Origin of the sequence: Micrococcus sp. KBS0714, assembly GCF_002008305.4 — a bacterium.
Lineage (GTDB): Bacteria > Actinomycetota > Actinomycetes > Actinomycetales > Micrococcaceae > Micrococcus > Micrococcus luteus.
The window spans coordinates 1,559,257-1,572,395 of the sequence record NZ_CP042169.1 but is presented as its reverse complement, the minus strand read 5'-3'; the positions used below and the strand labels follow the sequence as shown (position 1 = coordinate 1,572,395).

5 protein-coding genes and 3 rRNA genes are annotated in these 13,139 nt (G+C 66.1%); all 8 read left to right on the top strand.

The window, feature by feature from the left end:
* The first annotated feature begins 80 nt into the window (after nucleotides 1-80).
* Nucleotides 81-2,369: a UvrD-helicase domain-containing protein gene (locus B1A86_RS07130; RefSeq protein ID WP_078025585.1), complete on the top strand. Its 2,289-nt coding sequence runs from the start codon at nucleotides 81-83 to the stop codon at nucleotides 2,367-2,369.
* Between the two features lie 69 nt (nucleotides 2,370-2,438).
* Nucleotides 2,439-3,782, top strand: a complete 1,344-nt coding sequence (gene tyrS, locus B1A86_RS07125) for a tyrosine--tRNA ligase (protein ID WP_078025586.1) — start codon at nucleotides 2,439-2,441, stop codon at nucleotides 3,780-3,782.
* Between the two features lie 782 nt (nucleotides 3,783-4,564).
* Nucleotides 4,565-6,087: ribosomal RNA gene (locus B1A86_RS07120) — 16S ribosomal RNA — on the top strand.
* 439 nt (nucleotides 6,088-6,526) lie between these two features.
* Nucleotides 6,527-9,618 (top strand): 23S ribosomal RNA (locus tag B1A86_RS07115).
* 191 nt (nucleotides 9,619-9,809) lie between these two features.
* A 5S ribosomal RNA gene (gene rrf, locus B1A86_RS07110) occupies nucleotides 9,810-9,926 on the top strand.
* Together the 16S, 23S and 5S rRNA genes form the textbook arrangement of a ribosomal RNA operon.
* 634 nt (nucleotides 9,927-10,560) lie before the next feature.
* Nucleotides 10,561-11,463, top strand: a complete 903-nt coding sequence (locus B1A86_RS07105) for a hypothetical protein (RefSeq protein ID WP_246836812.1) — start codon at nucleotides 10,561-10,563, stop codon at nucleotides 11,461-11,463.
* On the top strand, nucleotides 11,460-12,290 hold the full coding sequence (locus tag B1A86_RS07100) for an HAD-IIA family hydrolase (protein WP_078025588.1): 831 nt from the start codon (nucleotides 11,460-11,462) through the stop codon (nucleotides 12,288-12,290). Before B1A86_RS07105 ends, B1A86_RS07100 begins: the two co-directional genes overlap by 4 nt.
* Entirely contained in the window at nucleotides 12,283-13,125 is an 843-nt protein-coding gene (locus tag B1A86_RS07095; protein ID WP_078025589.1) for a TlyA family RNA methyltransferase, read from the top strand. Before B1A86_RS07100 ends, B1A86_RS07095 begins: the two co-directional genes overlap by 8 nt.
* Nucleotides 13,126-13,139 lie beyond the last annotated feature (14 nt).

Below are 13,139 nucleotides of genomic sequence, written 5' to 3'. Positions count from 1 at the left end.
TCGGCGTAGCATGGGTGGTCACTTTTCCGCCGGGCGGGCCGCAGCGTGGTCCGCCTCTCACCGCACCGCGAGGGCCCCCGATGACCGATACCGTGTCCGTCCGCCAGTCCGAGCTCGACCTCGAGCGGGGTCGGGTCGCCGAGCGGTACGCCCGCCTCGACGCCCTGCGTGAGGAGAAGGAGCGCCAGCTCGCGGCCGTGCGCCGGACCGGCCCGCAGGGGTCGCTGCAGAACCACTCCGAGCGCGACGCCTTCGCCAGCCTCTACGAGGACCGACTCGCCCAGCTCTACGCCGTGGACGACCGCCTCGTCTTCGGCCGGCTCGACCTCGACGCCGAGCGGGAGGGTGGGGCCGACGAGCAGCGGTACATCGGGCGCATCGGCCTCACCACCGAGGACCACGAGCGCCTCCTCGTCGACTGGCGCGCGGCCGAGGCCGGCGCCTTCTACCAGGCGACGGCGGCCCACCGGGGCCGCGTGCGCCGTCGTCGTCACCTGATGCTGCGGGGGCGCGAGGTGCGCGACCTCGAGGACGACATCCTGGACCCGACGCTGCTGGGCGAGGACGGCGTGCGCGCCGATGCCCAGGGTGCGCTGCTGGCCGCCGTCACCGCCCGACGCACGGGACGGATGGGGGACATCGTCGCCACGATCCAGGCGGAGCAGGACGAGGTGATCCGCGCGCCCCTGCCCGGGGCGGTCGTGGTGCAGGGCGGGCCCGGCACGGGGAAGACCGCCGTCGCCCTGCACCGCGCCGCCTACCTGCTGTACACCCACCGGGAGCGCCTCGCCCGCTCGGGCGTGCTGATCGTCGGCCCCTCGACCGCGTTCATGCGGTACATCGAGCGGGTGCTGCCCTCGCTGGGCGAGACGGGTGTCGTGATGTCCTCGCTGGGGACGCTGATGCCGGGCGTGCGGGCCGTCCCGGAGCGGGACCTCGACGCGGCGGCGGTGAAGGGCCGGCTGGACATGGTGGACGCCGTCGCCCACGCGGTCGCGCAGCGCCAGCGCCTGCTCGTCGAGCCGCGGCGCCTGATGATCGACGGCACGGCCGTCAAGCTCAAGCCGGCCATGGTCCGGCGCGCCCGGGACAAGGCACGGGCCACCCGCAAGCCCCACAACGAGGCCCGGGTGACGTTCGTGAAGATCCTCGTCCGCGAGCTCGCGGAGAAGCTGCGCAAGAAGCTGGAGAAGTCCTCGGGCACCCCGGTGCAGCGTGACCTCCTGCTCGAGGACGTGCGCACCTCGCGCGACGTGCGCATCGCGCTCAACCTCTGCTGGATGCCGCTGACGCCGGAGAAGCTCATCGGCGACCTCCTCACCCGGGAGGACCTGCTCCGGGCGGCCGCCCCGTGGCTCTCCGACGCCGAGGTCGGCGCGCTCCTGCGCCCGGCCGACGCCCCCTGGACCGAGGCCGACGTGCCCCTGCTGGACGAGGCGGCCGAGCTGCTCGGACGCCTCGACACCCCGGGCCGGGGCGGCGAGTCCGCGGCCCAGCACGAGCGCAACCTCGAGAACGCCCGGGCGTCCCTGGAGAACATGCACCAGACGCTCGCGGACCTGGGCGTCGACGGCGTCGTGGACGCCGAGCAGCTGGCCGCGGCCAATGAGGCGCGCGGCGTGCGACGGACCACCGCCGAGACCGCGGCCCACGACCGCACCTGGACGTACGGGCACGTGGTGGTGGACGAGGCCCAGGAGCTCTCTCCGATGCAGTGGCGCCTGCTGGCGCGCCGCTGCCCGATGAAGTCGTTCACCATCGTGGGCGACATCGCGCAGTCCTCCCGTCGCGACGCGGCCGGCTCGTGGGCGTCCGTCCTCGCCCCGGAGTTCGGGGACCGCTGGCGCCTGGAAGAGCTGACCGTGAACTACCGCTCGCCGGCGCGCGTGATGCGCTGGGCCGCGCAGGTCGCACGGGCGGCCGGGCTCGAGGTCTCCCATCCGCGCGCCGTGCGCGAGGGCGACCACCGCCCGCGCCTGGTGACGGAGCCGGGCGGTGACGTCGCGGCCCTGGCCCTCGACGCGGTCGAGGCCGAGCGGGACCGCGTGCCCGAGGCCCTGACCGCCGTGATCGCCCCCGCCGAGCGGACGGGGGAGCTGCTCACGGCCCTCCGGGAGCGGTGGGGGGAGGCGGCCGTGGACACCGCGCCGCTGCCCGGCGTCGAGATCGTCGTCGCCACCCCGTGGGAGACCAAGGGGCTGGAGTTCGACACCGTCGTGCTCGTCTTGCCCGAGCGGATCGTGGCCGACGCGCGCGGCGTGGTGGGCGATCTGTACGTGGCGATGACCCGCGCCACCCAGTCGCTGTCCGTCGTCGCCGGGACGGACGCGGCCGCGCTGCCGGCCGGGCTGGCGGACGTCCCGGAGTGAGCCCCGCGGGCGACGTCGCACGTGCACGGCGTCGCGGAGGCGCGCGGGCGCGTCGCTAGGCTGGGGGCTATGGCACCCCAGAACGAGGAGCGCGCGGCCCGACTGCGCGCACAGGCGAACGACCCGAGCTTCGAGAACGTCTGGCAGGAGCTGCGCTGGCGCGGGCTCGTGCACGTCTCGACGGACGAGGCCGCGCTGGAACAGGCGCTGGCCGGGGAGCCCGTCTCGTATTACTGCGGCTTCGACCCGACCGCTCCGTCTCTCCACCTGGGACACCTGGTCCAGCTGCTCACACTGCGCCGCCTGCAGCTCGCCGGCCACCGCCCGTATGCCCTCGTGGGCGGCGCCACCGGCCTCATCGGCGACCCGCGGCAGACCTCGGAGCGCGTCCTGAACTCGCAGGAGACCGTGGCGGCGTGGGTGGAGTCGCTGCGCGCGCAGATCGAGCCGTACCTCTCCTTCGAGGGGGAGAACGCGGCGACCATGGTCAACAACCTGGACTGGACCGCGGGCATGAGCGCGCTGGACTTCCTGCGGGACGTCGGCAAGAACTTCCGCGTCGGCACGATGGTGAAGAAGGAGATCGTGGCCAAGCGCCTGAACTCTGATGAGGGCATCTCCTACACGGAGTTCTCCTACCAGGTGCTGCAGGGCAACGACTTCCTCGAGCTGCACCGCCGGCACGGCGTGACCCTCCAGACCGGCGGCTCCGACCAGTGGGGCAACCTCACCGCCGGCACCGAGCTGATCCGCAAGGTGGAGGGGACCCACGCCCATGCGCTGGGCACGCCGCTGATCACGAACGCGGACGGCACCAAGTTCGGCAAGTCCGAGGGCAACGCCGTCTGGCTCGACGCGGAGATGTGCTCCCCGTACGCCTTCTACCAGTTCTGGCTCAACACGGCGGACGCGGACGTCGTCGACCGGCTCAAGGTCTTCACGTTCCTGACCCGCGCGGAGATCGAGGAGTACGCGCAGAAGGTGGCCGACGAGCCGTTCCGCCGGGAAGCCCAGAGGCGCCTGGCGTGGGAGGTCACGGCGCTGGCCCACGGAGAGGAGACGACGACGAAGGTCATCGAGGCCTCCCAGGCGGTGTTCGGAGGCGGCGACCTCACCACGGTGGACCCGGACACGCTGACCGCCGTGCTGGCCGAGCTGCCGCAGGCCGACCGGACCCAGTGGGAGGGGGAGCCGGGCACCGTGACCGCGGTCGAGCTGCTGGTCTCCACCGGGCTGGTCGCCTCGCGCTCCGAGGCGCGTCGGACGGTGCGCGACGGCGGCGCGTCGGTGAACAACGTGCGGGTGACGGATGCCGACCAGGTGTTCACCCGAGACGACGCCCTCGCCGGCCGGCACCTGCTGGTGCGCCGGGGCAAGAAGAACATGGCGGGTGCGGACCTGGGGGAGGCCTGACCACGGCCGCAGACCACCGGTGTCCACCGGGTCGCCAGAAGTGACCGAGGACACGACGGGCGGCGACGGCGGAGGAACCGCCCACGGGAGGAGCACCGGGCCCCGTTCTCCGCAGGATTCTGCGGAGAACGGGGCCCTCCTTCGTGCCCGGACGCCGGGTGTCACCCCTGATTTTGTGTTCGGTGGGATTCGTGTGTAGAGTTCCATCTCGTGCTCAAGACGCCGACCGGGTGACCGGGAGGCGGGGTGAAGAACACAGAATCCGCGGATTCATGCCGAGAATGGCAGGTCCAGGGCGGGTGGTGCTCACCGGGTGCGCGGCCGGCAGTGATGCGGGTCGGGATTCCTGAAGAAGATGATCTGGTTTGACAGCCGGGAATCATGTGGTAAGCTTTTCAAGGCCTTCCACGTGGATGGTCCGGTGAGTGTCTGACACCGCGTTGAGCGGAGTTGACATGGTCGGATCATGTGGTAAGGTTTTCTAGCCCGACCATGTGAACGGACGGTGAATGCTTCGGACACGGAGTTGACACGGTCGAAACGGATGGTCTAGGATGGAGAAGTTGCTCCAGAGCGAAACGGCCCGCGGAGCGGGTCGCTGAAGCTGGAAGCGCCTGTTGTTTGAGAACTCAATAGTGTGCCAAGTTTGTTGATGCCAATTGTTTTAACACATATTGGTTGATCATCGCCTGCCACCCCCGTGGTGTGGTGATGGTCTGCTAGGTATTGAATGGATGTCGTGGTGGTTATTTCCGGCTGCCACGGTGTTGTTCTGTAATTTTTTTACGGAGAGTTTGATCCTGGCTCAGGATGAACGCTGGCGGCGTGCTTAACACATGCAAGTCGAACGATGAAGCCCAGCTTGCTGGGTGGATTAGTGGCGAACGGGTGAGTAACACGTGAGTAACCTGCCCTTAACTCTGGGATAAGCCTGGGAAACTGGGTCTAATACCGGATAGGAGCGCCGACCGCATGGTGGGTGTTGGAAAGATTTATCGGTTTTGGATGGACTCGCGGCCTATCAGCTTGTTGGTGAGGTAATGGCTCACCAAGGCGACGACGGGTAGCCGGCCTGAGAGGGTGACCGGCCACACTGGGACTGAGACACGGCCCAGACTCCTACGGGAGGCAGCAGTGGGGAATATTGCACAATGGGCGCAAGCCTGATGCAGCGACGCCGCGTGAGGGATGACGGCCTTCGGGTTGTAAACCTCTTTCAGTAGGGAAGAAGCGAAAGTGACGGTACCTGCAGAAGAAGCACCGGCTAACTACGTGCCAGCAGCCGCGGTAATACGTAGGGTGCGAGCGTTATCCGGAATTATTGGGCGTAAAGAGCTCGTAGGCGGTTTGTCGCGTCTGTCGTGAAAGTCCGGGGCTTAACCCCGGATCTGCGGTGGGTACGGGCAGACTAGAGTGCAGTAGGGGAGACTGGAATTCCTGGTGTAGCGGTGGAATGCGCAGATATCAGGAGGAACACCGATGGCGAAGGCAGGTCTCTGGGCTGTAACTGACGCTGAGGAGCGAAAGCATGGGGAGCGAACAGGATTAGATACCCTGGTAGTCCATGCCGTAAACGTTGGGCACTAGGTGTGGGGACCATTCCACGGTTTCCGCGCCGCAGCTAACGCATTAAGTGCCCCGCCTGGGGAGTACGGCCGCAAGGCTAAAACTCAAAGGAATTGACGGGGGCCCGCACAAGCGGCGGAGCATGCGGATTAATTCGATGCAACGCGAAGAACCTTACCAAGGCTTGACATGTTCTCGATCGCCGTAGAGATACGGTTTCCCCTTTGGGGCGGGTTCACAGGTGGTGCATGGTTGTCGTCAGCTCGTGTCGTGAGATGTTGGGTTAAGTCCCGCAACGAGCGCAACCCTCGTTCCATGTTGCCAGCACGTAATGGTGGGGACTCATGGGAGACTGCCGGGGTCAACTCGGAGGAAGGTGAGGACGACGTCAAATCATCATGCCCCTTATGTCTTGGGCTTCACGCATGCTACAATGGCCGGTACAATGGGTTGCGATACTGTGAGGTGGAGCTAATCCCAAAAAGCCGGTCTCAGTTCGGATTGGGGTCTGCAACTCGACCCCATGAAGTCGGAGTCGCTAGTAATCGCAGATCAGCAACGCTGCGGTGAATACGTTCCCGGGCCTTGTACACACCGCCCGTCAAGTCACGAAAGTTGGTAACACCCGAAGCCGGTGGCCTAACCCTTGTGGGGGGAGCCGTCGAAGGTGGGACCAGCGATTGGGACTAAGTCGTAACAAGGTAGCCGTACCGGAAGGTGCGGCTGGATCACCTCCTTTCTAAGGAGCATTAGTGCCCGTTGCATCACCGCGTGTGTGATGGCGGGTTGCTCATGGGTGGAACATCAATGAATGGTGCCAGTGGTGGTGCCGGCAGTGCTCGAGTACGTCATGCCTTTGCGGGTGTGGTTGGAATGGGTGGTGTTGGTGGCTGCGAGCTGGTGTTGGCACACTGTTGGGTCCTGGAACAGCAGGCACCCTGATCTGTGAGGGTTGGGGTTGTTGTTTCTGGTCTCCGTATCTTGTGAAGCTGGCCTTGTGGGTTGGTGGATGGGGTGTGGGTTGTTGTTTGAGAACTGCATAGTGGACGCGAGCATCTTATTTTTTTTGTTGCTGCATCGTTGATCGCACTGTTCCCCCTGGGGTGGTGTGTGAGGTGTGGTGATGCCGAGAATGACATCTTAGTTAGATATTGCTCATTTGAGGACTTTCATTGTGTGTGAAAGTTTCCAAGGGCGCATGGTGGATGCCTTGGCAACAGGAGCCGAAGAAGGACGTGGGAATCTGCGATAAGCCTGGTGGAGTCGATAACCGGACGTTGAGACCAGGATTTCCGAATGGGGAAACCCCGCACGACGTGTCGTGTGACCCCCGGTTGAACACATAGACCGGGTGGAGGGAACGTGGGGAAGTGAAACATCTCAGTACCCACAGGAAGAGAAAACAAAAGTGATTCCGTTAGTAGTGGCGAGCGAACGCGGATGGGGCTAAACCGTATGTGTGTGATACCCGGCAGGGGTTGCATGTGCGGTGTTGTGGGCCCCTCCTTGTCATGTCTGCCGGCATGGCGCAGTGAGGTGCGGGCATATAGACGAACCAGTGTGGATGCTGGACCGTAGAGGGTGAGAGTCCCGTAGTCGAAATGTGTTCCGCCGCTGTTGGAGGGTTGCCCGAGTAGCACGGGGCCCGAGGAATCCCGTGTGAATCTGCCAGGACCACCTGGTAAGCCTGAATACTACCTGTTGACCGATAGCGGATCAGTACCGTGAGGGAATGGTGAAAAGTACCCCGGGAGGGGAGTGAAATAGTACCTGAAACCATGTGCCTACAAACCGTTGGAGCCTTCTTGTGGGGTGACAGCGTGCCTTTTGAAGAATGAGCCTGCGAGTTAGTGATACGTGGCGAGGTTAACCCGTGTGGGGAAGCCGTAGCGAAAGCGAGTCTGAATAGGGCGATTGAGTCGCGTGTCCTAGACCCGAAGCGGAGTGATCTACCCATGGCCAGGTTGAAGCGCGTGTAAGAGCGCGTGGAGGACCGAACCCACTTCAGTTGAAAATGGAGGGGATGAGCTGTGGGTAGGGGTGAAAGGCCAATCAAACTCCGTGATAGCTGGTTCTCCCCGAAATGCATTTAGGTGCAGCGTCACGTGTTTCTTCCCGGAGGTAGAGCTACTGGATGGACGATGGGCCCTACAAGGTTACTGACTTCAGCCAAACTCCGAATGCCGGGAAGTGAGAGCGTGGCAGTGAGACTGTGGGGGATAAGCTTCATAGTCGAGAGGGAAACAGCCCAGACCACCGGTTAAGGCCCCTAAGCGTGTGCTAAGTGGGAAAGGATGTGGAGTTGCTGAGACAACCAGGAGGTTGGCTTAGAAGCAGCCACCCTTGAAAGAGTGCGTAATAGCTCACTGGTCAAGTGATTCCGCGCCGACAATGTAGCGGGGCTCAAGTACACCGCCGAAACCGTGGCATTCAGTTTTGCTGGATGGGTAGGGGAGCGTCGTTCACGAGGTGAAGCCAGCGGGTAACTTCTGGTGGATTGTGGACGAGTGAGAATGCAGGCATGAGTAGCGAAAGACGGGTGAGAAACCCGTCCGCCGGATGACTAAGGGTTCCAGGGTCAAGCTAATCTGCCCTGGGTAAGTCGGGACCTAAGGCGAGGCCGACAGGCGTAGTCGATGGACAACGGGTTGATATTCCCGTACCAGTGAAGAACCGTCCATGTTGAGCCGGTGATACTAACCGCCCGAACCATCCCGAACCCCGTCTTTGACGGGGTCGGTGATGGGGAGCGCGGGACCTGAACCGGGGAGGCAAGCGCATTAACAGGTGTGACGCAGGAAGGTAGCCGGGCCGGGCAATGGAAATGACCTGGTCTAAGGGTGTAGGGCTGCCGGTAGGTAAATCCGCCGGCTGTATGCCTGAGACCTGATGGGCGCCCACATGGTGGGTGATCCGGTGATCCTATGCTGCCTAGAAAAGCATCGGCGCGAGGTTCAAACTGCCCGTACCCTAAACCGACACAGGTGGTCAGGTAGAGAATACTAAGGCGATCGAGAGAATCATGGTTAAGGAACTCGGCAAAATGCCCCCGTAACTTCGGGAGAAGGGGGGCCCCAACCTTGAGCACCACGTGCTGGTGTGAGGGGATCGGGGCCGCAGAGACCAGGGGGAAGCGACTGTTTATCAAAAACACAGGTCCATGCGAAGTCGTAAGACGATGTATATGGACTGACTCCTGCCCGGTGCTGGAAGGTTAAGGGGACCCGTTAGCTTCGGCGAAGCGGAGAACTTAAGCCCCAGTAAACGGCGGTGGTAACTATAACCATCCTAAGGTAGCGAAATTCCTTGTCGGGTAAGTTCCGACCTGCACGAATGGAGTAACGACTTCCCCGCTGTCTCAACCATGAACTCGGCGAAATTGCATTACGAGTAAAGATGCTCGTTACGCGCAGAAGGACGGAAAGACCCCGTGACCTTTACTATAGTTTGGTATTGGTATTCGGTGTGACTTGTGTAGGATAGGTGGGAGACTGTGAAGCGGGCACGCCAGTGTTCGTGGAGTCGCCGTTGAAATACCACTCTGGTCACTCTGGATATCTAACTTCGGCCCGTGATCCGGGTCAGGGACAGTGCCTGATGGGTAGTTTAACTGGGGCGGTTGCCTCCTAAAATGTAACGGAGGCGCCCAAAGGTTCCCTCAGCCTGGTTGGCAATCAGGTGTCGAGTGCAAGTGCACAAGGGAGCTTGACTGTGAGAGTGGCAGCTCGAGCAGGGACGAAAGTCGGGACTAGTGATCCGGCGGCTCGTTGTGGAACGGCCGTCGCTCAACGGATAAAAGGTACCTCGGGGATAACAGGCTGATCTTGCCCAAGAGTCCATATCGACGGCATGGTTTGGCACCTCGATGTCGGCTCGTCGCATCCTGGGGCTGGAGTAGGTCCCAAGGGTTGGGCTGTTCGCCCATTAAAGCGGTACGCGAGCTGGGTTCAGAACGTCGTGAGACAGTTCGGTCCCTATCCTCTGCGCGCGTTGGAAATTTGAGAAGGTCTGTCCTTAGTACGAGAGGACCGGGACGGACGAACCTCTGGTATGTCAGTTGTACCGCCAGGTGCATGGCTGATTAGCTACGTTCGGGATGGATAACCGCTGAAAGCATCTAAGCGGGAAGCCGGCTTCGAGATGAGATTTCCTTGCCCCTTTGAGGGTGTGAGGCCCCCAGCTAGAACACTGGGTTGATAGGCTGGATGTGGAAGCGAGGACTGAAGACTCGTGAAGCTGACCAGTACTAATAGGCCGATGACTTACACACACTCTTATTCCATTGCTTGCTTCAAGGTGATGGGTTGGTGTTCGCGTCCACTGTGCGGTTGTCTGATTGCAACCGGCTGTCCATGTGTTGGTGGATGGTTGGGGTGTTTCAGTTGAATAGTGTCACTGTTGTGTGACCCGTAGGTTTCCCTGCTGTTGCCCGTGTTGAGGGTGGTGGTGTGGGGTTAGGGTTACGGCGGTCATAGCGTGGGGGAAACGCCCGGTTCCATTCCGAACCCGGAAGCTAAGGCCCACAGCGCCGATGGTACTGCAACCGGGAGGTTGTGGGAGAGTAGGTCGCCGCCGGACATTTTTTGAGGGAGGGCCTCGCACTGTTGGTGCGAGGCCCTTCCCGCATTTCTGGACTGTTTCTCCGAGAGGACGGTCCGCCACAGGCTCCGGGCACTAGCCTGGTCTCCTGAGGACCCGGCCGTGAGGCCGGCGCATGAGGAACAGAGACTGCGTTCCCGCGGATCATCGCGGCGTGACGCCCAGGAAGGACACCATGGCTGAGGACACCCCCCGAGAGCGCCGCGAGGACCGTGGTTCCGAGGGCCGCGGGCCCCGTGGTGGTGATGGCCGGCGTCGTGGTGGAGACCGCGACGGACGTCCTCGCAGCGGTGCCGGTGACCGGCGCCGCTCCGGCGGGCCTCACGAGGACCGTCGTCGTGGCTCCGCAGACGGTCCGCGTCGTCAGGACGGGGCCGGTGACCGTGGCCCGCGTCGCGAGGAGTTCGGTCGCGACGGCGCGCGGCGTCGCTTCCGCCCCACCTCCGAGGACCGCCGGCGCGGCCCGGGCCAGGATGGCGGGCGGCCCGAGCGCCGCGGTGCGCCGACGGGCCCTCGTCGCGAGGACCGCGCCGAACGACCCGCGCACAATCCCGGTGACCTCCGAGCGGCGAATCGTGCGGACCAGGAGCGCTCCCCGGACATCGACCCGGACGTGACGGGCAAGGAGCTCGACCGCGGCACGCTCAAGGAGATCAACGGCCTTGACGAGCGTGCTGCCAGCTGGGTCGCCAAGCACCTGGTGATGGCCGGTCGCTACCTGGACGTCGACCCGACGCTGGCGTTCCAGCACGCCCTCGCCGCGTCCCGCAAGGGCGGCCGCCTGTCACGCGTGCGCGAGGCCGTCGCGCTCACCGCCTACGCGGCGGGGGAGTACGCCGACGCGTTGCGCGAGTTCCGCACCTACCGGCGCATGACGGGCGACGACACCCACATCGCCGCGCAGGTGGACAGCGAGCGTGCCCTCGGCCGCACGGAGAAGGCCCTGCAGCTGGCCGCCGAGGTGGATGCCTCGCGTCTGGACCGCGCGGCGCGGGCCGAGCTGGCCATGGTCGTCTCCGGCATCCGCGAGGACGCCGGCGACCTCCAGGGTGCCCATGAGGCCCTGCAGATCCCGGAACTGGACCGTCGGCGCGGCTACCCCTTCTCTCCCCGGCTGTTCCAGCGCCAGGCCGACGTGCTGCTCGCCCTGGGGCGCCGCGACGAGGCTCGGCTGTGGGCGCGTGCCGTGCGCGTCGCGGAGAAGGCCCTCGGCGTGGGCGGGTTCGCGGACCCGGAGATCATCGACGTGGACACCGAGCCGGTCGAGGACCCCCGGAACCGCCGCCCGTCCCCCCGCGAACGGCGCCACGAGCGGTATGCGGCCGAGGCCGGTGCGGAGCCGACGGCGGACGGATCCCCGGCCGAGGAGCCGGAGGCCGCCGCGGAGCCGACCTTGGTGCCCCGACAAGAGGCCGTCGCGCAGCCGCCGGCCGCCGTCGACACGCCGGACGAGGTCGACCCGAACCAGCTGTCGCTGTTCGACGCCCTCGAGGCCCCGGAGGCGGACGAGCGGTGAGCACCACGTTCTTCGACGGTCACGACGGGCTGCTGTGCGACCTGGACGGCGTCGTGTACGCCGGAGACGGTGCGATCGCCGGGGCGGTCGAGACGCTGTCGACGCTGCAGGAACGCGGCGTGCCGGTCGGGTTCGTGACGAACAACGCCTCTCGCGCGCCGGAGTCCGTGGCCGAGCATCTCCGCACGCTCGGGGTGCCCGCGGAGGCGGGGCAGGTCTTCGGCTCCGCACCGGCGGGCGTCGACCTGCTCGAGGAGACGCTCGGCCGCCGGACCGGCCGGGTGCTTGTGGTCGGCTCGGCGTACCTGCGCGCCGTGGTCGAGGAGCGGGGCTACGAGGTGGTCGCGTCCGCGGCGCAGTGTCCCGACGCGGTGATCCAGGGCTTCGACCCCGGTCTCGGCTGGGCCGATCTGGCGGAGGCCGCGTACGCCGTGCGCGCCGGGGCCACCTGGGTCGCCACCAACCTGGACACCTCGATCCCGCGCGCGGAGGGGATCGCCCCCGGCAACGGGGCCCTCGTCGAGGCGGTGGGCCGGGCCACCGGCACCGCGCCCGTCGCGGCGGGCAAGCCCGAGCCACGACTGTTCCGGACGGCGGCCGACGCCCTCGGCCTGGCCCGTCCCCTCGTGGTCGGCGACCGCCTGGACACGGACATCCGCGGCGGCAACGCGGCGGGGTTCGACACGGTGCTCGTCCTGACCGGCATCGACACGCGCGAGACCGCGGCCGCCGCCCCCGGGCCGGACCGGCCGACGTGGGTCCGTGCGCACCTGCCCGCTCTGCTCGCCGGCGGGGCCGAGGCCTCCGCGGACCCACGGCGTGGCTGAGACCGCACGCGCCGACGTCGCCCTGGCCGCTCGGGGCCTGGCACGCTCCCGCACGGAGGGCGCGGCGCTCATCCGCGCGGGACAGGTGCTCCTCGACGGCCGCCCGGTGCGCCGGCCCGCCGACCGCGTGGCCGCCGACGCCACCCTGCGCCTGCGCGACCCGGGCCCGCGGTACGTCTCCCGTGCGGCCCACAAGCTCGTCAGCGCACTCGAGGCATTCCCGGACGTGGGCGTGGCCGGCCGCCGAGCGCTCGACGCCGGGGCCTCCACCGGCGGATTCACCCAGGTCCTCCTCGAGCGGGGCGCCGAACGGGTGGCCGCCGTCGACGTGGGCCACAACCAGCTGGCCCCGCCCGTCCGGGCCGACCCCCGCGTCCTCGTGCGCGAGGGGCTCAACATCCGCGACCTCACGGCCGAGGACATCGACGGTCCGGTGGACCTGGTGGTCTCCGACCTGTCCTTCATCTCGCTGCGCCTCGTCCTCGCCCCGCTCGCGAGCGTGTGCCGACCCGGCGCGGAGCTGCTGCTCATGGTCAAGCCCCAGTTCGAGGTCGGGCGGCGCGCCCTGCCGCGCTCCGGTGTCGTGACCGATCCCGACGCCCGCCGCCACGCCGTCGTGGGTGTGACCGCGGCCGCGCTGGGCGCCGGCCTCGCACCGCGCGGCCTCGCCCGATCCGGCCTGGCCGGACAGGACGGGAACGCCGAGTTCTTCCTGCGGCTCCGCCGTCCCGACGCCACCGCGGCCGACAACCCGGCAGGCGGGACGAGCCCGGCCCCGCCCGCCGGCGAGCGCGCCGCCGGGTGGGTCCGGGGCGCCCACATCGACTGGTCCTGACCCCCGACCGGGGG

Coding starts and splice junctions, on each gene's coding strand:
- tyrS (WP_078025586.1), top strand. CDS start 2,439: ATGGCACCCCAGAACGAGGAGCGCGCGGCCCGACTGCGCGCACAGGCG.
- B1A86_RS07130 (WP_078025585.1), top strand. CDS start 81: ATGACCGATACCGTGTCCGTCCGCCAGTCCGAGCTCGACCTCGAGCGG.